The following is a 19,279-nucleotide window of genomic DNA, read 5'->3' on the forward strand; positions in this document are numbered from 1 at the left end:
GGGCCGGTTACTGCGGCGCGCACGGGCCGGCCGGGGTACGGCGGCGCGCACGGGCCCGGTCCGCTTCCCCGGTCCGGCGGTCCGTGCGCGCCGCTCCGGATCACGGCTTCTGGAAGCCGGCCTGCTGCAGGAGCTTCTGCACCTCGGGCGTGCTCAGCCACTTGACGAACGCGGCTGCGGCGGCCGCGTGCTGAGAGGCCTTCACCGTCGCGGCCGGGTAGGAGGCGACGGCGTTCTGCGCATCGGGGATGTCGACGGCGTCGACCTTCTCGGGTGCGGTGGCGGCGTCGGTCTTGTAGACGAGGCCGGCATCGGCCTCGCCGAGCTCGACCTTGCTGAGCACCGCGCGGACGTTGGGCTCCTGCGAGACCGGCTTGACCTTCAGCTTCTGGGCGTCCAGGACCTGCTTGCCGTAGCGGCCGACCGGCACCTCGGAGGCGGCGAGCACGACCTTCAGCTTGCTGTCGGTGAGTGCCTTGAGGTTGCCGACCTTCTTCGGGTTGCCCTCGCCGGTCACGATGACCAGGCGGTTCTTGGCGATGACGGTCGGCGCGGCGACATCGGCCTTGAGCCCGTCCATCGTCTTGGTGTCGGCGGTGACCACGGCGTCGGCGGGGGCGCCCTCCCTGACCTGGGCGGCCAGTTCCTGGGAGCCGGCGAAGGAGAAGTGCACCTTGGTGCCGGGGTGTTCCTTCTCGTACACCGCACCGGCCTTCTTGAAGACATCGGTCAGCGAGGAGGCGGCGAGCACCGTGAGGTCCGCCTTCGGGGCGGCGCCGCCGCCGGACTTCTCGGCGCCCTCGTCCTTCTTGCCGTCGTTGCCACCGCAGGCGGAGAGCGGAACGAGGAGGGCGGCGGTCACGAGCGCGGCGGCGGCGCGGCGTCCGGTGAAGAGCTGGGACATGGGGCGGGACTCCTTGGAACGCGGGACGACGGGTGTCGTCCGAGCGGATGGGAAAAGCCGCGCCGGGATGGGGCGACGCCGCTGGGGTGCGCAGCCGGCCGGTGGGGGACGGTGGTTGCGGATCGGCTGGATTACCGCGGTGGGTCAGGTGCGGTCGATGTGCACGCTGGTGGACTTCACGCGGGCGGTGGCCTGCATGCCGACCTCCAGGCCCAGTTCCTCCACCGCTTCCCGGGTCAGCAGGGACACCAGGCGGTGCGGACCGGCCTGGATCTCGACCTGGGCGGCGACATCGCCGAGCTTGACGGCGGTGACGATGCCCGGGAAGGCGTTGCGCGCGGAGGTGTACGAGGCCTCGTCCTCGCCGGTGCCGGTCTGCGCCACCTCGACGGAGAAGGCGGCCAGATCGCGGCCTTCGATGAGACGGCGGCCGCTGTCGTCACGATGGGTCGCGACCTTGCCGGCGTCCGCCCAGCGGCGGGTGGTGTCCGGGCTGACGCCCAGCAGCCGCGCCGCCTGGCCGATCGTGTAGGACTGCATGTGCGACAAGATATGCAGTACCGGATGGCATTTACAATCCCTTGGGGAAAGCTCTATGGCAGATGCCAGGCCGGCTGGAGGAAGGAACGAAGGCGGCCCGCCGGCTGGGTGCGCGCCCCGGACGACCGGCGCGATTCTCCGCGCGTTCCGCTGTTCCGCCAGGCGCCTGCGGACATTTGCCAGGCACATGCGGATATCTGCCCGGCATCTGCCATGTATGCCCGAACCGCGGCGCGTTGTGTGGTTAGGGTGCAGATGTCAGAGCAGGAAAACGCGACATTCCACCTTTCGCTTTCCACTCCCCTGGTGAGGCATCCATGAGCCTGAGCATCCGTAACCAGATTTCCGGCACCGTTCTCTCCGTCACCCCCGGCGAGGTCATGGCGACCGTCAAGGTGCGTCTGGACGGTGGCCAGCAGATCACCGCGGCGATCACCCTGGAGGCGGTGAAGGAGCTGGGCATCGAGGAGGGCTCCACGGTGCGCACACTGATCAAGTCCACCGAGGTCGCGCTCGCGACCGGCACGGTGGACGGTCTGAGCATCCGTAACCGGATCCCCGGCACCGTCACCGATGTCGCCACCGGCGGCGCGATGGCGGGCGTCAAGGTCGCCGTCGCGGGCGGGGAGCTGACCGCCGCGATCACCAGGGACGCGGCCGAGGACCTGGGCCTGGCCGCCGGTGCCGAGGTCACCGCGCTGATCAAGTCGACCGAGGTCGCGCTCGCCGCGGTCTGACCGCAGCCCCCGCCGAAGTCCCCCGCGCCGCGGGGGACTTCGGCCCCTTGGTCGACGGTTCCCTCTTCTGAAGCCGCTCAGGCGCCCCTGAGGCCGCGGCACAGACTGGGCCGCCGCGCCGGCCGAGCGGTCCGCCGATTCCGGCACCTCTGCCGACGACACCCCAAAGACCCCCGGTGCGGGGCGGGCGCAGACCTGGGGCCTGTCACACCGGGGACCGCTGTGGACGGCGAGGCGGGGCCGGGCCGGGGAGCTTGGGGCTGCCATATTCCGCACACGTACCGAAGGGGACCGACGCCCGCCCTGAAGGGGGCCGACGTCCGCCGAACGGGTCACACCCCCTCGGCCTTGCGCGCCCCGGACCCGGCCGGAGCGAAGTCCTCATCGCCGCCCACGGGCGGCGCTCCGCCGCCCGCCCCGGCACCACCGCGGCCCCCGGCAGCGCCACGGCGGGCACCCGCTCCGCGCCGTGCATCCGAACAGAGCAGTCCGATCCCCCATCGGGGCGGCCCCCGCGCCCTAAGAGCCCTCGCCCGCCGCACCCGCCTGCCGCGTCGGCAGGAACGCCACCATCCGGGCATCACACGGCAGTTGCGGATCACGAGGCCGGTCGCGAGGCATTCACCATCACCCGATGAGTGGCCGTTTGTCAGATTTTTCCCCTTGCGACGCAAATATGCCGATGTGAATCTGGGATCCCATTCGTCGAAGGAGTTGATCGCATGGTTACGGATCGCACAGCGCCGGTCGAGACGGCCGCCCTGGCCGCCGAGGTCGAGGGACTGCTTGAACCCGCCGAGGCCGACGGTGTCTTCCGCGATACCCGCGAGTGCGGGGGTGCGCTGCTGCTGGCCGCGCTGCTCCTGATCTCGCCGCCCACCCCCCGGCCCAAGACCGACGTGCGCTGAGGCTGAGGGGAAAGCGTTGGCTGAACAGACGCCGGGAGCAGTCCCGCTGAGCGCTGTGATCGCTGATGCCGCAACCGGGGTCGCCCTCGCCCTGCGAGGCGAGGGCGGCCCTTATGCGTTGTCGGCCGTTCTGCGGCAGAGCGATGCGCTGGCTCCGGCCGCCCTCCGGGTGCTCGGCGCCGATGCGCTCGCGCCATACGCAATGGACCATCCCGCGCATCCCGCGGCGCCCGTCGGCGGCGACGACGCCGAGGTCGTGCGGCAGGCGCTCTCGGCCTATCCACCGGGCACCGATGCCTCGGACGTGTCGGTGTGGACCTACCGGGGCCTGGTCGAGGCCTCGCACGCGTTCCTGTCCGCAAGCGCACAGCACTGGCCGCCGCCGCCCGAGGCCGCGGCCGGCTGGGTCGAAGCCGACCCTTGGCCGAAGCTTGCGCATCGCGTGTCACAACTCGCCGCGCTCGCGCTGCCCGGGCTGGCGCCCGGTCTCGCCGAGCAGCTGTCGGCACGCACCGACGATCTGGCCCGTGGCTTCGTCCGGGCGGTCCGCCGCCGCGACTGGCTGCAGGCGGCCGGTCTGGGCCGCTGGCTGTCCCGGCTGCCCGACGTACCGCAGACCCTGGGACTCGACAGCGGGCTGGCGTTCGTCCGCCACATGGGTGGTGCCGACCCCCGCGTGACGCTGCACATCGTCGCCGCCCAGCGTTTCTACGGGCGGGGCTGGTGAGCGGCGGCCGGGGCGACCCCGGGCTGCTGGACCGGTTGGTCCACGGCAGCCTGGGGTGGCTGGACCGAGCTCGCGACCAGTTCCGGCTGCCCCCGAACGTCACTACGGACGCCGACCCCAACCTGACCCTCAAACCCCTGGGTGAGCTGGCCGAACTGACCCAGCTGATCGGCATGTTGCACCCGTGTGACGAGATCCGGCAGACCGCCCGCGGGCTGTTCGCGTTCGCCTGGAACGAGACCCGCGACGGCGAGCTGTTCGCCGAGCTGATCCGCGGTGAGCCGTTCGCCACCTATCCGGTCGAGCTGTACGGCGTGTTCGCCCAGGCCGGGCTGCGCCATGCCGAGGCCGACAAGCTGGTGGACCTCACGACCCGGCTGCGGGGCTGGCGGGTGGCCCGCGAGGATCACACCCGGACGCTAGGTGTGCTCAACGCGGAGCGGCGGATCGGGCTGCGCCAGCACGCCGACTTCGGCGCCGTCCTGGCCCTGACCGGCCTCGGCGGGCTGCCGGAGCCCTGGGCGCTGGACCGCAAGGCGGCGTACGGCGTGACCCATGACGTCTTCCACCTCACCGACTGGGGGCGCAACCGGCAGCGGCTCTCCCCCGAGCTCGCCGGCTATCTGCGGCTGTGGCTCCCCTCCTGGCTGGAGAACTGGCTGGAGGAGGAGCTGTGGGACCTGGCCGGCGAGTTGCTGGCCGTGACGGCCTGCCTGCCGCAGGCCCCGTACCCCGCACAGGCCTGGCAGCGGCTGGCCGGCGCCCGGGCGGCCGACGGCAGCGTGCCCGAGATCGGCGCCGCGCCGCCCGCCGACGACCGGGCCGGGGCGTTCACGGCCTGCTACCACTCCACCCTGGTGACCGCGTTCGCCGCCACCCTCGCCCGTATCGCCTCCGACGAGGCCGAGACCGGGCCGCCGGCCGGGGATACGGCGATGGCGGGCGGGCGGACCTCCTGCGAAAGCGAGACAGCCCCGTGACCGTGACGGCCGCATCCCCCGCCTTGCTGCACGGTGTCGGCGACCGGGCCCTGACCTGGCTCGACGATCACCGTGAGCACTTCCGGCTGACCCCCGACGACTTCGCCGGCAACGGCGCGGTCGTCGAACGGCTCAAGCCCATCGGGGAGCTGGCGCTCAATATGCAGGTGCTGTTCCGGGAGGGTGTGGCCGGCTCCCGGCAGAAGGAACGGGCCGGGAAGCTGCTGGACTTCGCCTGGCGGGAGCTGCTGGACGGCGGCAATGTGCTGGCCCGGCTGCAGCACGACGAGCCGCAGTCCCCCGTGCCGCTGGAGGTCTATGCGACCTTCCACGAGCTCGGCCACCGCCACCCGGGGCTGGAGGCCGCCTTGGCGGTCTGCCGGCACACCGCCACCTGGACGGCGCTGGAGATGATGCCCAACCGGCGGCTCGGCGTGCTCAACGCGGAGCGCAAGCTCGGCCTGCCGCCCAGCAGCGACTTCGGCCAGGCCGTGGACCGCACCTGGCTGGGGCAGCTGCCCGAGCCGTGGACGGTCCAGCTGCACATCGCCTACGACCTCACCCACACCGTCTTCCACCTCACCAACTGGGGCGAAGCGCCCGAGCGCATCCCGCCGGCCCTCGCCGACTACCTCGCGCGGTACCTGCCCGCCTGGTCGGATGACTGGGCGGACCTCGAACACTGGGATCTGCTCGGCGAACTCCTGGTCGTCGACGCCTGCCTGCCGCGTCCCACCCTGGACGCGGACCTGTGGGAGCGGTACGCGGCGGCCCAGTCGCCCACCGGCGCGATGCCCATCCAGCGCGGGATGCCGGAGGGTGACCCGGCGCGGGTCTTCGACCTGGTCCATCACCCCACCCTGGTGGCCGCGTTCGCCTCGGCGATGGCCACCTCCCGGGCCCTGTCCGCCGTCGGATGACCGCCACCAGCCCCGGACCGGCGCTCGGTGACCGCCTCGCGGACGCGGTCACCGAGATCGACGCGCCGGACGTCGTGCTGGCGGTGACCCGCCACGGCCGCCGGACCGTGATGACCGGCGGCTCGGCGCTGGCACCGCCCACCCCCCGCCATGCGCTGCGCTACGAACTGGGTTCGCTGTCCAAGACGTTCACCGTGCTGCTGCTCGCGGCGCTGGCCAGGGACGGCGTGCTGTCCCCGGCCGACCGGCTCGTCGACCGTCTGCCCGAGCTGCCCCTGCCGCACCCGCACTCGCGCCGGATCACCCTGTGGCATCTGGCCACCCACACCTCCGGGCTGCCCCGGATCCCCCCGGACCTGATCGCCGGCGCGCTGGTGCACCCGTACGCCAACGGCTACGCCCGCTACGACACCGAGCGGCTGCTGCGCACCTTCGCCCGCACCCGGCCGCGGCACCGTCCCGGCACCCGCTGGCGCTACTCCAACTTCGGGTCGGCGCTGCTGGGTCCGGCCATGTCCGGTGCCGCGGGCGCCGGTTACCCCGCCCTGCTCGCCGACCGGGTGCTGCGCCCCCTCGGGCTGGCGGACACCACGCTGGGCCCCGGCACCACCGGCACCGACGCCGTCGGTCACCGTACGAACGGGGTGACGCCGGTGGGCAGCGCCGACATGGGCGCCTTCGCCGCCGCCGGTTCGGTCCGTGCCACCCCCGGCGACCTGCTCACCTACCTCGAAGCGCACCTCTCCCCCGACGGCACGCCGCTGGCCGGGCCGCTGCGCGACGTCCAGGTACCGCTGCTGCGCCGCGGCTGGCGCAAGCGCCACACCCACACCCTGACGTGGTACCAGCATCCGTCTCCCCAGGGGCCGTTGCTCTTCCACGTCGGGGCCACCTTCGGCCAGCAGGCGTTCCTGGGCTATCACCCGGCGTCGCACACCGGGCTGGTCGCACTGGCCACCCGCCGCGGCCGCACCTGCGGGATGATCAGCACCGCCTACGAGTTGCTGTACACGCTGGCCGGAGATCACTCCGCCTGAGGGGTCCTCGCACTGTGCCCGCCCGGCCCGCCGGTCACAGCTCGCCCGCCAGGATCCGGGCGAGCGCGGCCTGGGGCCGCTCCTCGCTGGCCCGGTGGAAGAGGTCCGCGTACGCCTGGTCGCCGATCGCCGCGCGGGCCCGCCGCTCGCACTCCTCGCGTACCGCGCGCAGCTCGGGGGTGCCGCGCTGCGGATGCCCGACGGTCCGCCAGAGGGCCTGGCCGCTGCCGTAGACCCGGGCGGCGGCCGCACCGTGGCCCTGGGCCGCCACCGCGGCCGCGAGCAGGTCCAGGCCGAGCGCGATACCGAACTTGTCGCCGATGCCCGCTTTGGCCGCGAGCATCGACCGGGCGTGCTCCGCCGATTCCTCCGGCCGGCCCTGGAACAGCGAGATCAGCGAGAGCTGGTAGTCGATATAGGAACGGGTCCAGTATTCGCCGCGCTGCACGCACCCGCGGCGCAGTGCGCCCGCCGCGGCCCGGGCCTCGGTGAGCCTGCCCAGGCCGGTCAGCGCGAAGAGCTGTACGAGGTGGCAGCGCAGCCGTCCGGGAGAGCCGAAGGGGGTGCACCGCGCGGGGCCGAGCGCCTGTTCCGCGACGGAGTGCGCGGACATCGGGCGGCCCGCCATCAGATGGGTGAGACCGGCGAGGTAGCCCGCCTGGAGCTGCGCCTCCGTATCGTCACCCGCCCGTGCCGCGCGTGCGCACTGCAGGCCCAGGTCGTCGGCGAGCGTCAGATCGCCCTGCAGCAGTACGGCCACGCCGAGCGCCCACAGCGCCCGGGTGCGTGCCGGGCCCGGCCCCTGGTGGGCGGCCAGGGCGCGGGCCACGTAGTCCCGGGCCTCGTGGAGGTGGCCGCAGCAGCTCCAGAAGAAGCCGATCGACGCGCTGAGGTCCTGGGCCCGTTCCGGGTCGGTGGCCAGCAGGTGGTCCAGTGCGGTGCACAGGTCGACATGGGCCTCGGCGACCCTGCCGTACCAGCCGACCTGTTCGGGGCCCAGCCAGCCGCGTTCGGCGCGGCGGCCGAAGGAGGCGAAGTGCGCGGCGTGCCGGTCCGCCAGCGCCGTCGTCTCGTCCAGTTCGGCCAGCCACATCCGGCCGTACTCGCGCAGCGTGTCGAGCATGCGGTAGCGCGGACCCTCGCGGGTGAGCACCGACTTGGCGGCAAGTGTCTCCAGTGTGCTGCGCACCTGTGCGGCGGCGAGCGGTCCGCCGGCGCACACGGCGCTCGCGGACTCCTCGTCGAAGGTGCCACGGAAGACGGACAGCCGGGCCCACAGCAGCCGTTCCAACGGTGCGCACAGTTCATGGCTCCAGCCGATGGCGCAGCGCAGCGTCCGGTGCCGTGGCAGCCGCACCGGACCGTCGCCGTCGAGGGTGTCGAGGCGCGAGGTGAGCCGCTCGGCGATCTGCTCGACGGAGCTGTTCGCCAGCTGGGCGCCGGCCAGCTCCAGGGCCAGCGGGATGCCTTCGAGGCGGCGGCAGATGACGGCGGCGGCCGTCGCGTGCGGGGGTGCGGTCAGCCGCAGTCCGGGGGCAGCGGCGGTGGCGCGTGCGGTGAACAGGGCCAGTGCGTCGTTGTCGCCCGTGCAGGGCAGCGGGCCGATCTCGGTGGTTCCTTCGCCGACGAGGCCCAGCGGCTGCCGGCTGGTGGCCAGCACGGTCACGCCGGGGGCGGCGGTCAGCAGGTCGGCGAGCAGGTCGCGGCAGGCGTCGACGAGGTGTTCGCAGGAGTCCAGCACCAGCAGCAGCCGTTTGCGGGCGAGCCCTTCGCACAGCACCGCCACCGGCGTCCGCGCCGTGTGGTCGGCCAGCCCGACGGCATCGCAGACGCTGGCCACCAGCCGCCCCGCGCCGTGCAGGGGCCACAGATCCGCCCAGCAGACCCCGTCGGGATACCGCGCCGCCGCCGCGCGCGCGGCCCGCATCGCGATCCGGGTCTTGCCCACACCGCCGGGGCCGGTCAGAGTGATCAGCCGGTGCTCCGTCAACTCGTCGTCGATCCGGCGCAGTTCGGCTCGCCGGCCGATGAAACTGGTCGGCTCCTCGGGAATGTTGCTCGCCACCGGGCCAGTTTGCCCCAGTCGCGGCGCCGGCCGGAGTCCGGTGCGGCGGTCGGGGGCACGAGGTTGACGGCCGCCGGCCGGACGGCGGCCCTCGTCAGGGCGTGACGACCGGGAAGGTGGGGTCCGGCGTACGGACCAGGCTCAGCAGCCGGTCCAGCGCCCCGGTCTCGCCGTGGGGTACGGCGTCGCCGGGACCGCGGCCGGCGAGCAGGTCGAGCAGCTGGGGCTTGGTGAGGGTGAGCGTGAGGTCCGGGGTGCGTCCGCCGGACGGTGTGGGGGCGCCGGGTGAGCTGAGGTGGGTGAGGGCTCCGTGGGAGAGGGTCAGCTGCCAGGTCCGGTCCTCTTCGGGGAGGTAGAGGTCGAGGGTGAGCGCGGTGGACCACGCCTGGGGGCCGTCGATGCGGATGGCGAGCGTGTCGAGGAGCTGGTCGACGGTCAGGGCCAGGGCGGTCTCGGGGTCGGTGGTGTCCGGGCGGGCCTCGGCCAGGGTGCCGCGCAGTTCCATGGCACCGGTGAGGTAGGAGTTCCGCCAGGTGCCGTTCTCGCAGCCGTGGCCCAGCCGTTCGTACACCAGGGCCAGTTCGCGCCGGGCGCGGAGGTTGTGGGGGGCCGCGAAGACCGCGTGGTTGAGCAGGGTGGCCGCGAACCGCAGATCGCCGTCGGCGGCGTACCGTTTGCCCGCGTCCACCGTGGCCTCGACGCCGCCCATGGTCTCGACATAGCGTCTGGACTGCTCGGCCGGCGGGTGTTCCCACAGGTGGGCGGGGTTGCCGTCGAACCAGCCCAGGTAGCGCTGGTAGATCGCCTTGACGTTGTGGCCGATCGCGCCGTAGTAGCCATGCAGGGACCAGTCCTCCTCCAGGGCCGGCGGCAGCCGTAGCTCCTCGGCGATCTCGGCGCCGGTGAGCCCTTCGTTGAGCAGCCGCACCGTCTGGTCGTGCAGATAGGCGTACAGGTCACGCTGGTGGGCCAGCAGGGTCTTGACGCGCTCCTTGCCCCAGGTGGGCCAGTGGTGGGAGGCGAAGGCGACCTCCGCCTCGTCGCCGAAGAGGGCCAGCGCCTCGCCCAGGTAGCGGGACCAGGCCCGGGCGTCACGGACGGCGCCGCCCCGCAGCGGCAGGACGGTGTGCAGGGTGTGGGTGGCGTTCTCGGCCAGGCACAGCGCCTCGTGCGCCGGGAGGCAGAAGTTCATCTCGGCGGGTGCTTCGGTGCCGGGAGTGAGCTGGAAGACGGTGCGTACGCCGTCGACGATCTCCTCCTGGCCGGTGCGGGTGATGTCCACGGTCGGCGGGATGAACGTCATGGTGCCGGTGGAGCGGGTGGTGCCCAGACCGCAGCCGATCTGGCCGTCGGGGCCCTTGGGCAGCCGTGTTCCGTACATGTAGACGGAACGGCGGGTCAGGGCGGTCGCCGCGTAGGCGTCCTCGCGGACCGCGTGCCGGAGGAAGCCGGCCGGTGCGAGGACGGGGACGGGGTGGTGGTCGTGCGGCAGGACGCCCCGCCCGCCGCCGAAGTGCTCGCCGTGTGAGTGGGTGTAGATCAGGCCGGTGACCGGCCGGTCGCCGCGGTATTTGCGGTAGAGCTCCAGGGCCGCGGCAGCGGTCTCGGCGGAGACCAGCGGATCGATGACGACGACACCGTGGTCGCCCTCGACCAGCGTCATGTTGGACAGGTCCAGGCCGCGGGCCTGGTAGATGCCCTCGGTGACCTCGTAGAGGCCCTGCCGGCACACCAGCCGGCCCTGCCGCCACAGGCTCTCGTGCGCGGTCTCGGGGCAGTTCCCGGCCAGGAACCCGTAGGCCTCGGCGTCCCAGATCACCGTGCCGTCGTCCGCGGTGACCTGGGGCGGGTCGAGCGCGGCGATGAAGCCACGGTCGGCGTCTGCGAAGTCCTGGTGGTCATCCACGGGTGCAGCGGTCACGGAACGCTCCCTCTCCGGGGCGGCGGGCCATATTCGGCGGACCCATGCAACCGATTTAACCGAATTTGCCGGGTTATCGCATGTGTGCAGAGATCGCTTCCCGGCGGGGTGCGCAGCGGTCGGCCGCCGACCGGCTCGCCCCTGTGAAGGGCCTGCGGTCGGCGGCTGTCGCCTGCCCTCGGGGAGGGCGCGTCACGTGCCGCGACGGCTCTTCGACGCTGCGGCGACACACATGGCACCCAGCAGGAACGTCAGGGCACCGATGACGACGTTGTTCCAGATGACACCGGCGTCCGGGCTGCTGCCCACGATCCAGGGCGAGATGATCATCCATACACCGATCGCGCACATCGCGCCGCTCAGGCCGTACATCCGCTCCGGGGTGACCGTGAAGCCGACCGCCAGGAGGGCGATCGCGATACCGAGGATGAGGTTGTGCGTCACGAGCGCCGGCTGTGCGGCGGTGAAGTGGAGGATCCAGGGCGAGACGGCGCAGTACAGACCGACCAGCAACACCGGCCCGTCGACGAGTACCACGTCACGCCCGCCGAGCACCCGCTCGTACCGAGCCTGCATCTCAGAAGCATCGGGGTGACCTGCGAGATCTCCCCTGTGGTGTGAGACGTCGGCCATGCGACTCGCCTCCTTCACTCGCGGTCTGGCCGTTCCGCGTGGCATCGGGCCTCGCACTTTTTATTCTGCGCTTATGTCGCCTTTATGTGTAGATGAAGTGGCAAGCGAATTTTGCCGGACAACGGCCGTACCGCCGTCACCTGCGGTCCGGCGCCCGCCCCAGACCCAGATTCCAGCGCCCGCCGCGGCCGCTCAGCTCGGTCACGGTCAGCGGCGGCACATCCAGCCGCCAGAACGCCTCCACGGGAACCCCGAGCGCGCAGACCGCCGCCGCGCGGACGACATCCGGCTCGACCACGGCCAGCACCCGGCCCGCGGCCGGCGCCATCCGCGTCAGCCAGGCCCCGACCCGGTCGCAGAGCTGCCGCAGCGACTCCCCGCCGTGCCCCGCGAAGTCCGGGTCCGACAGCCAGGCGGACACCGCGAGCGGTTCGGCGTCGGCGACCTCCGCCAGGGTGCGGCCGCGCCAGGTACCCATCGCACAGCCCGCCAGCTCCGGCGCGGGACGGACCGGAAGACCGAGTTCCGCGGCCGTGCTCCGGCACCGGGCGGAGGGCGAGACAACGGTCCGGCCGGCGGCGGCGAGCGTTCCGGCCGCCTCCCGGACGCGGCGCAGCCCGGCCTCGCTCAGCGGGCCGTCGTCGTCGAACCGCACCTCGCGCTGGGCGTCGCCCGCGGCCGGTGAGACCAACATCACCCGAGTTGTCATGACCTCTTCTTTCGCTGTTCACCGGCACCGGCAACGCCGTACCCGCACAAGGGAGTTGCCCGGCCCACGCGCCGCGCCCCGCACCACTCCGCCCCCTCCGCGGCCTTGGCCCGGGGTCGGGTTCGCGGTACGTTCCCGATGATATTGACGACGACATGACGGAAGCCGGTGGGATCCCGGCGCGGTCGCGCCACTGTATGTCCGGTTTTTTCCAGCCCAACAGGGCCGGAACCGGGCGAGCCAGACCCGGCATGTCGTTACGCACTTCCACGAACAGGGACGCGAGTTCCCCGCACAGGAGGTTCCGCCATGGCCCAGACCATCGCACCGCCGGCCACCGGCGCCGTCACCCCGGCCCCGCTCCCCCTCAAAGCCATTGCCCCCTGGGCGCTGTTCTTCGGCGTCCTGATGCTCGTTCTGCTGTACTTCATCGGCGCGGAGCAGGGCGCCACCTCGCTGCTCTCCGGCACGGAGGTCCACGAGTGGGTCCACGACGGGCGCCACCTGCTCGGCTTCCCCTGCCACTGATCGGACGGCGCATCCATGAACTCCGTCACCATCAGAAACCTCCTGGTGCGCGGGATGCTCGCCGGTCTGGCCGCCGGTGTCCTGGCCCTCGTCGTCGCCTATCTGCTGGGCGAACCGCAGGTGGACGCCGCCATCGCGTTCGAGGAAGCACACAGCCACGAACACGAGATGGAGGTCGTCAGCCGCGGTGTGCAGTCCACGGCGGGCCTGGCCACCGGCGTGCTGGTCTACGGCGTGGCACTGGGCGGCATCGCCGCACTCGCCTTCTGCTTCGCCCTCGGGCGGATCGGCAGGTTCGGTGCCCGCGCCACGGCCGCGCTGCTCTCCGGCGCGGCGCTGCTGGCCGTCTACCTCGTCCCGTTCCTGAAGTACCCGGCGAATCCGCCGTCCGTCGGTGACCCCGACACGATCGGCAAACGCACCGCCCTGTACTTCCTGATGATGCTGCTCGGCATCCTGCTGGCCGTCGCCGCCACGATCCTCGGCCGGCGGCTGGCTCCGCAGCTGGGCAACTGGTACGCGGCGGTCGCGGCCGGCGCCGCGTTCGTCGTCGCCATCGGCCTCGCCTATGCGTTCCTGCCGGCCGTCAACGAGGTGCCGCACGACTTCTCGGCCACGCTGCTCTGGCAGTTCCGGCTGTCGGCGATCACCATTCAACTGGTGCTGTGGAGCGCCTTCGGGCTGGTCTTCGGCCACCTCGCGGAGCGGGTCGTGCCGACCCGGTCCCGGGCCACCGCGGCCGAGGCGGCACCCGCCGTCTCCTGATCCCGCGTGACCGAGGAAGGGCCCGCGACGCCGGATGTCGCGGGCCCTTTCCCGTGGTGGGGGTTCCCGTGGTGCGGGTTCCCGTGGCGCGGTTCCCTGTGGTGCGTTTCCCGTGGTGCGGGGCGTGTCCTCAAGCGGCCGCACGCACGGGGCGCCGCGCCTCGTGAGGACCTTCAGGACAGGCCGGGGATGCCGTCCAGATGCGGCAGATCGTGGTCCAGGCGCTCCCGTTTGGCGCGGAGGTAGCGGATGTTCTCCGCACGGGGCGTCATCAGCAGCGGGACCTGTTCGGCGACGGCGATGCCGTGCCGCAGCAGCGCCTCGCGCTTGCGCGGATTGTTCGACAGCAGCCGCACCGACCGGACGCCGAGGTCCAGCAGCATCTCCGCGGCGACGGCGTAGTCACGGGCGTCGACCGGCAGCCCGAGCGCGATGTTCGCCTCGACCGTGTCCAGCCCGCCCTCCTGCAGCTTCATCGCCCGGAGCTTGGCCAACAGGCCGATCCCCCGGCCCTCGTGGCCCTGGAGATAGACCAGAATGCCGCGCCCTTCCGCCACGATCGCCCGTAGCGCGGCGTCCAATTGATCGCCGCATTCACAGTGGCTGGAGGAGAAGACATCACCGGTGAGGCATTCCGAATGCACCCGGGTCAGCACCGTCTCTCCCCCGACCTCACCGTGGACCAGAGCTACTTGCTCGATCCCGGTACGGCGGTCCAGATAGCCGACGGCGAGGAATTCACCATATGTGGTGGGCAGCCTGGCCGTCACCACCTGTTCCACATCGGGTTTGCGGCCGAGGGCATCATCGATTGCGACACGGAGGTCGGGGCGGGCATCGTTGTCGGCGTCCATCATGGCGCGATCGTACCCGCGGCGGGAATGGATCGACGGTAGTCACTCAGAACACAACAAGTATGCTGCGAGAACCATGACTCGGTGGGTCAGCGACGAAAGGCCGCAGCACACGATGACCGCTTCGGGACACCCGACTCCGGCGCCCGGCCTGTTGCCGGCGGACACCACACAGGACGTACGGACACGGCGGCCGACGATGGCCGTGCTGCCCATCGGCAGCTTCGAACAACACGGTGACTTCCTGCCGTTGACCACCGATACCGTCATCGCCTGCACCATCGCCCGGGAGGTGGCCGCCGGCCGTCCCGTGCAGCTGCTGCCGCCGCTGACGGTGTCCTGTTCCCACGAACACGCCGCCTGGCCGGGGACGGTGAGCATTTCGGCGCGCACCCTGCATGCGGTCGTCACGGACATCGCTGATTCGCTCCGCAAGTCCGGTATCGGCACGTTGATTCTCGTGAACGGACACGGTGGAAATTACGTGCTGCGCAATGTCGTTCAGGAATCCGCGGGGCGCGGCATGCGGATGGCGCTCTTCCCCGGATCGGCCGACTGGGACGCCGCGCGCACCCGGGCCGGGGTGCAGACCTCCGGGCACACCGATATGCATGCCGGAGAGGCCGAGACGTCCATTCTGCTGTACGCCCATCCCGAATTGGTCAAGGAAGGCTACGAATCGGCGGATTGCGTCGCCGATGACCGGAAGCACCTGCTCACGCTCGGCATGCCGGCGTATACCGAATCCGGGGTCATCGGGCGCCCGTCGCTGGCCTCCGCCCACAAGGGACGGGAATTGCTGGCCGGCCTGGTCGAGGCATTCGACGAATATGCCGCGCTGTTCGGCGCAGGAACGGAAGACCATGACTGAGGTACTCGACACGGCGGCCGCCTGGGAGCGGCTGCGGGCGGTCCGTACCGCAAAAGCGGCGCGGGCCGCCGGATGGGTGGCCGACGGGGACGGCGGGCCGCGCTGGGACCGGCCCGCCACGCCCGAAGCGGTGGAACTCGCCACGCGCTACCTGCCGTTGTGCCTGGCCGGACCCCGGGTCGCTTTCGCGCAGCTCGGGCAGAGCCTGGACGGCTTCATCGCCACCCGTACCGGCGACGCCGACTATGTCACCGGCCCGGAGGACCGCTGTCATCTGCACCGGCTGCGCGCGCTGGCCGATGCGGTGGTGGTCGGGGCCGGCACCGCGGAGGCGGACGATCCGCGGCTGACCGTGCGTGCCTGTACCGGGGACAATCCGGTGCGGGTCGTACTCGATCCGCGGGGACGGGTGCCGCTGCACAGCGGGCTGTTCACGGACGGCGCCGCGCCGACGCTGTGGGTGGTGGGTCCTGAGGTCACCGCCGTGCCCCGCGGCACCGGTGTCGAGGTGCTGGTCCTGCCGGACACGGACGCCTTCGCCCCGCGGCGCGTGCTGTCGGCGCTGGCGCGGCGTGGTCTGGGCCGGGTACTGATCGAGGGGGGCGGTGTCACCGTGTCGCGTTTCCTGCAGGAGCGGGCGCTGCACCGGCTGTATGTCACCGTCGCGCCGGTTCTGCTCGGCGACGGCGTGCCCGGTCTGCGGTTTCCCGGTAACCCGGTGATGCGGGAGGCGCTACGCCCGCCGCTGCGACGCGCCCTGCTCGGCGAGGACACGCTCTTCGAACTCGAACTGCGGGCGTTCGGTGCGCCGGACGGCGGACCGGCGGACCAGCAGCACCCCGGCGCCCGGGAGGCTCGCCACGAAGGCGAGCACACCGTAGATCACAGCGGTGGTGAGCCCCTGCGCCGCGCCTAGTCCGGCGGCGCCGAACGCCCAGGCGGCGGCGCCCTCCCGCGGGCCCCAGCCGCCGACGTTCAGCGGCAGCGCCATCGCGAGCAGCGCCAGCACCACGAGCGGCACCAGTTCGGCGGTCGGTGCGTCGGCTCCCGCGACCCGGGCGGCCAGCACGAACATCCCGAGGTAGCCCGCCAGGACCGCCGCGGAGGAGAGCAGGACGCCGGGCCAGACACCGCGGGCGAGCAGGCCCTGACGCGCTTCGGTCAGCACGGTGCGCAGGGCGCGTTCGGCCCGCGAGGCGCCCCGCCGCCGGCGCAGCAGAGCGGCGGCCGCCACCAGCAGCACGCCCCCCGCTGCCGCGGTCAGCGCGACGGCGGGTGAGGTGAGGAAGCGGGTGACCGGCGCCAGCACGGGCGAGGGCCGGGCGAGCAGCACCACCGCCCCGGCGACCAGCAGCACGACCTGGCCTGCGGTGCGCTCCAGGACCACCGCCCGCACGCCCCGGCCGAGATCACCGGAGTGCCGGCCGTGGCGTACGGCGCGGTGCACATCGCCCAGGACGCCGCCGGGCAGCGCCGCGTTCAGGAACAGCGCCCGGTAGTAGTCCGCGACGGCGCCGCCGAGCGGCAGCCGCAGGCCGAGACCGCGGGCCACCAGGCACCACCGCCAGGCGCTGAACACCGTGGTGAGCAGGCCGATGGCAAGGGCGGCCAGCAGCGTGGCGGCATCGATCCTGCGCAGTCCGTCCAGGAAGGCGTCGGAGCCCAGATGCCACACCAGCGCCACCAGGATGCCCAGCCCCGCGAGCAGCCTGAGCCATGCCGCCCAGCGGGAGCGGTTCACCCCGCGCTCCCGGCAGCAGCGGGCCCGGGCAGCGCCAGCAGATCCGTGTGGTGGACCACGACGGACAGGTCCCCCGCCGCGCACTCCTCCAGACGCCGGCGCAGATAGGCCACCGCCTCAGGAGCCAGCTCCGGCCGCTGGGCGTGCGCCGCGCCGACCCAGCCGCGCAGCCACTCCGCGGTCAGCGCGGATTCCGCGCAGCCCAGCCGCCAGGGGCTGGGCCGCACCAGCACGGTCGCGCCACGTCGCTCGAACGCCGTGACCGCCGCCGCGATCGCGTCCGGCCCGAGCAGGGCGCGGCCCTGGTCCGTGCGCCGCTGATGGTCGTTGAAGGCCTCGGCGATCTCGGCGTCGAACGGATCGGAGGGGGTCAGCTCGACCCGTCCGGCGACGGAGAGCGCCAGCAGCACCGGGGAGCCCGCGTCCACACAGGCCCCGGCAAGCGCCTCCACCTCCTCGCGGGTGAGCAGGTCGAGCAGCGCGGAGGCGGTCACCAGCGAGGTGCCGGCGAGATCGTCGGCGGTGAGGTCGGCCAGGTCGCCGCGCCGGGTCGTGGTGTCAACGGGCGTGCCGTCGGCAGCGGTGACGGGCAACCGCGCACCGGCGTGCGTGAGCAGCAGCGGGTCGAGATCGTGCAGGATCCAGTGCTGGGGGCCGGGCAGCCGGACGGCGAGCCATCGTCCCATCGAGCCGGTGCCGCAGCCGAGATCGCGGATCACCAGAGGGCCGGTGCGCCCGGAGCCGGCGGCCGCGGGCCGCCCGGACATCCACTGCAGCAGTGGCTGCAGCAGCTCGGGTGCGCGGGCGGCGGCATCGGCGCGCTCGCGCAACTCCAGCCACCGCGGGGCGAATCGGGGCCTCTCGAGCGCGTTCACCGTATGCTCCGGATCTCGTCCCGAAGCATTTCCAGCGCTCCGGCCAGACTGTGCGACGTCATCTCCCACCCCTCCAGCATGGCACGACGTCCGCGTGCCGCGGTCTTCAGCCGATCCCGCAGGCGCGGATCGCCCAGCCAGTCACGCAGCGCCCCGGCGACGGCCGCGGGCCGGCCGGCCGGTACGAGCAGACCGGGCACACTGCCGTCGGGCGCCCGCCCGACCGCTTCCGGTACGCCGTCAACCTCCGTCGCCAGCACCGGAATCCCCCGGGCCAGCGCCTCGGTGACGACCATGCCGTAGGTCTCCGCGTACGAGGTGAGGACCAGCAGGTCGGCCGCGGCGTAGCGGGCTTCCAGGTCGGCGCCCGCCCGCGGTCCGGTGAGGGCGATCCGGTCGTCGAGGCCGGACTCCGTGATCCGGCGCCGCAGTTGGGCGACGTAAGCGGGGTCCCGGTCGAGTCCTCCGACGCAGGCGCAGCGCCAGGGCAGTCCGGTGACGGTGGCAAGGGCCTCCACCAGCAGGTGCTGCCCCTTGCGCGGGGTGACCGCGGCGACGCACAGCAGCCCGGTGCCGTCGTCGGTGCCCGGCGCGAGGGGCGCGGCATCCGCTCCGGGCCTGGCGACCCGGACCCGGGCCGGCAACAGCCCGTGGTGGGCGACGAGCTTGCGGGCCGCCCACTCGCTGGTGGCCACGACGGCCCCCACGGCGTGCAGGGTGCGGCGTTCGAGGGCGTCCAGCTCCGCCGCCACGGCGGGGTCGAGTCCGGTCTCGTCGGCCAGCGGCAGATGGACCAGTACGGCGAGCCGCAGCCGTCCTGCCTCGGGTTCCAGGATGTCGGGGACGCCACAGGCGACCAGGCCGTCGAGGAGGACCACCGCACCGTCCGGCAGCGCCGCCAGGTGCCGCACGAGCCCCGCGCGGGCGGCGGCGTCCGGCCGCGGCCAGCTGCCGGGCGCCGCGTACGGGCGGACCTGCCAGCCCGCCGCCGGGAGGTCGCGGCACACCCGGCGGTCGTACGTGTTGCCGCCGCTGGGCACCGCCGGATCGTCGACGTCACCGGGGAGGACGGCATGCACCACACGCTCCGCCGCTGCGGTGGCGCCGGTCGGGGTCACAGGGTGCGCTCGTACGTCGCCCAGGCGATGTGCGACTCGTGCAGGGTGACCGATATCCCCGCCAGTTCGCGGGCGCCCGTACCGAAGTTGCCCGCCTCGATGCGGCCGGCGAGCCGGTCGGCGATGACCTTGGCCAGGGCCTCGGTCGAGGTGTTGATGCCGGCGAAGTCGGGCTCGTCGTCAAGGTTGCGGTAGTTCAGCTCACCGATCACGGCGCCGAGTTCCTGGGTGGCCAGGCCGATGTCGACCACGATGTTGTCGGCGTCGAGCTCCGCGCGGCGGAAGGTGGCGTCCACGATGAAGGTCGCGCCGTGCAGACGCTGCGCGGGGCCGAAGACCGCGCCACGGAAGCTGTGGGCGACCATGAGGTGATCGCGGACGGTGATGCTGAACAAGGCCGTTCCTCCGGTGTGATGTCGGTCTCAGTGAGGTGTCGTCGGGAAGCG

General features: G+C 72.6%; 20 protein-coding genes, 1 pseudogene and 1 riboswitch. Of the genes and pseudogenes, 10 read left to right on the forward strand and 11 right to left on the reverse strand.

The window, feature by feature from the left end; all coding sequences use genetic code 11:
- Nucleotides 1-100: 100 nt before the first annotated feature.
- Together modA and ABZ851_RS27850 are read right to left on the reverse strand one after the other, a co-directional pair.
- Nucleotides 101-904: a molybdate ABC transporter substrate-binding protein gene (gene modA, locus ABZ851_RS27845; RefSeq protein ID WP_361132939.1), complete on the reverse strand. Its 804-nt coding sequence runs from the start codon at nt 902-904 to the stop codon at nt 101-103.
- 144 nt (nt 905-1,048) lie between these two features.
- Nucleotides 1,049-1,444 (reverse strand): helix-turn-helix transcriptional regulator, encoded by a 396-nt coding sequence (locus tag ABZ851_RS27850; RefSeq protein ID WP_336050988.1) that lies wholly within the window; start codon nt 1,442-1,444, stop codon nt 1,049-1,051.
- Nucleotides 1,445-1,761: 317 nt separating this feature from the next.
- Between ABZ851_RS27850 and ABZ851_RS27855 the strand changes: the two genes are divergently transcribed.
- The 6 genes from ABZ851_RS27855 to ABZ851_RS27880 all read left to right on the forward strand — a co-directional run bounded on the left by ABZ851_RS27855 (nt 1,762) and on the right by ABZ851_RS27880 (nt 6,753).
- Entirely contained in the window at nt 1,762-2,181 is a 420-nt protein-coding gene (locus ABZ851_RS27855) for a TOBE domain-containing protein (protein WP_361132943.1), read from the forward strand.
- A 722-nt stretch (nt 2,182-2,903) separates the two neighbouring features.
- On the forward strand, nt 2,904-3,089 hold the full coding sequence (locus ABZ851_RS27860; protein ID WP_018091704.1) for a hypothetical protein: 186 nt from the start codon (nt 2,904-2,906) through the stop codon (nt 3,087-3,089).
- Nucleotides 3,090-3,105: 16 nt separating this feature from the next.
- A complete protein-coding gene (locus ABZ851_RS27865) occupies nt 3,106-3,816 on the forward strand; it encodes a hypothetical protein (RefSeq protein ID WP_361132947.1) in 711 nt (236 codons plus the stop codon).
- On the forward strand, nt 3,813-4,796 hold the full coding sequence (locus tag ABZ851_RS27870) for a hypothetical protein (protein WP_361132950.1): 984 nt from the start codon (nt 3,813-3,815) through the stop codon (nt 4,794-4,796). The genes ABZ851_RS27865 and ABZ851_RS27870 overlap by 4 nt, the downstream gene beginning before the upstream one ends.
- Nucleotides 4,793-5,716, forward strand: coding sequence for a hypothetical protein (locus ABZ851_RS27875; protein ID WP_361132953.1), 924 nt, complete (start codon nt 4,793-4,795; stop codon nt 5,714-5,716). The genes ABZ851_RS27870 and ABZ851_RS27875 overlap by 4 nt, the downstream gene beginning before the upstream one ends.
- Complete coding sequence (locus ABZ851_RS27880) at nt 5,713-6,753, forward strand: serine hydrolase domain-containing protein (RefSeq protein ID WP_361132956.1); 1,041 nt, start codon at nt 5,713-5,715, stop codon at nt 6,751-6,753. Before ABZ851_RS27875 ends, ABZ851_RS27880 begins: the two co-directional genes overlap by 4 nt.
- Before the next feature lie 34 nt (nt 6,754-6,787).
- Here the strand turns inward: ABZ851_RS27880 and ABZ851_RS27885 are convergent, their stop codons facing one another.
- The 4 genes from ABZ851_RS27885 to ABZ851_RS27900 all read right to left on the reverse strand — a co-directional run bounded on the left by ABZ851_RS27885 (nt 6,788) and on the right by ABZ851_RS27900 (nt 12,081).
- On the reverse strand, nt 6,788-8,818 hold the full coding sequence (locus ABZ851_RS27885; RefSeq protein ID WP_361132959.1) for an NB-ARC domain-containing protein: 2,031 nt from the start codon (nt 8,816-8,818) through the stop codon (nt 6,788-6,790).
- A gap of 94 nt (nt 8,819-8,912) precedes the next feature.
- On the reverse strand, nt 8,913-10,739 hold the full coding sequence (locus ABZ851_RS27890) for an alkyl sulfatase dimerization domain-containing protein (protein ID WP_361132962.1): 1,827 nt from the start codon (nt 10,737-10,739) through the stop codon (nt 8,913-8,915).
- A 192-nt stretch (nt 10,740-10,931) separates the two neighbouring features.
- Complete coding sequence (locus ABZ851_RS27895; RefSeq protein ID WP_086719010.1) at nt 10,932-11,372, reverse strand: SPW repeat protein; 441 nt, start codon at nt 11,370-11,372, stop codon at nt 10,932-10,934.
- 136 nt (nt 11,373-11,508) lie between these two features.
- Nucleotides 11,509-12,081 (reverse strand): histidine phosphatase family protein, encoded by a 573-nt coding sequence (locus ABZ851_RS27900; RefSeq protein ID WP_361132966.1) that lies wholly within the window; start codon nt 12,079-12,081, stop codon nt 11,509-11,511.
- A gap of 100 nt (nt 12,082-12,181) precedes the next feature.
- Nucleotides 12,182-12,347, forward strand: a riboswitch (cobalamin riboswitch).
- Between the two features lie 43 nt (nt 12,348-12,390).
- Between ABZ851_RS27900 and ABZ851_RS27905 the strand changes: the two genes are divergently transcribed.
- Nucleotides 12,391-12,609, forward strand: a complete 219-nt coding sequence (locus tag ABZ851_RS27905; protein WP_088796318.1) for a CbtB-domain containing protein — start codon at nt 12,391-12,393, stop codon at nt 12,607-12,609.
- A 15-nt stretch (nt 12,610-12,624) separates the two neighbouring features.
- Nucleotides 12,625-13,374, forward strand: coding sequence for a CbtA family protein (locus ABZ851_RS27910; RefSeq protein ID WP_361132969.1), 750 nt, complete (start codon nt 12,625-12,627; stop codon nt 13,372-13,374).
- Between the two features lie 173 nt (nt 13,375-13,547).
- Here the strand turns inward: ABZ851_RS27910 and ribA are convergent, their stop codons facing one another.
- Complete coding sequence (gene ribA / locus ABZ851_RS27915; RefSeq protein WP_361133225.1) at nt 13,548-14,228, reverse strand: GTP cyclohydrolase II; 681 nt, start codon at nt 14,226-14,228, stop codon at nt 13,548-13,550.
- Between the two features lie 115 nt (nt 14,229-14,343).
- Here ribA and ABZ851_RS27920 point away from each other — a divergent pair, with 115 nt between their 5' ends.
- Both ABZ851_RS27920 and ABZ851_RS27925 read left to right on the forward strand, forming a co-directional pair.
- The gene (locus tag ABZ851_RS27920; protein ID WP_361133228.1) at nt 14,344-15,099 is read left to right on the forward strand and encodes a creatininase family protein; all 756 of its coding nucleotides are present in this window, start codon (nt 14,344-14,346) and stop codon (nt 15,097-15,099) included.
- Nucleotides 15,092-15,730: pseudogene (locus ABZ851_RS27925) on the forward strand (RibD family protein); the annotation flags it as partial. The gene ABZ851_RS27920 and the pseudogene ABZ851_RS27925, both read left to right, overlap by 8 nt.
- 102 nt (nt 15,731-15,832) lie before the next feature.
- Here ABZ851_RS27925 and ABZ851_RS27930 read toward each other — a convergent pair.
- From ABZ851_RS27930 to ABZ851_RS27945, 4 genes are read right to left on the reverse strand one after another with little or no spacing between them, the layout of a single operon-like run.
- On the reverse strand, nt 15,833-16,840 hold the full coding sequence (locus ABZ851_RS27930; RefSeq protein ID WP_361132973.1) for a lysylphosphatidylglycerol synthase domain-containing protein: 1,008 nt from the start codon (nt 16,838-16,840) through the stop codon (nt 15,833-15,835).
- Nucleotides 16,837-17,715, reverse strand: coding sequence for a class I SAM-dependent methyltransferase (locus ABZ851_RS27935; protein WP_361132976.1), 879 nt, complete (start codon nt 17,713-17,715; stop codon nt 16,837-16,839). Before ABZ851_RS27935 ends, ABZ851_RS27930 begins: the two co-directional genes overlap by 4 nt.
- Entirely contained in the window at nt 17,712-18,833 is a 1,122-nt protein-coding gene (locus ABZ851_RS27940; protein WP_361132979.1) for a glycosyltransferase family 4 protein, read from the reverse strand. The genes ABZ851_RS27935 and ABZ851_RS27940 overlap by 4 nt, the downstream gene beginning before the upstream one ends.
- On the reverse strand, nt 18,830-19,228 hold the full coding sequence (locus ABZ851_RS27945; RefSeq protein ID WP_361132982.1) for a 6-carboxytetrahydropterin synthase: 399 nt from the start codon (nt 19,226-19,228) through the stop codon (nt 18,830-18,832). The genes ABZ851_RS27940 and ABZ851_RS27945 overlap by 4 nt, the downstream gene beginning before the upstream one ends.
- Between the last annotated feature and the right edge of the window lie 51 nt (nt 19,229-19,279).

It is taken from the genome of Streptomyces sp. NPDC047049, assembly GCF_040643995.1.
In the GTDB taxonomy this organism is placed as follows: Bacteria; Actinomycetota; Actinomycetes; order Streptomycetales; family Streptomycetaceae; genus Streptomyces; species Streptomyces mooreae.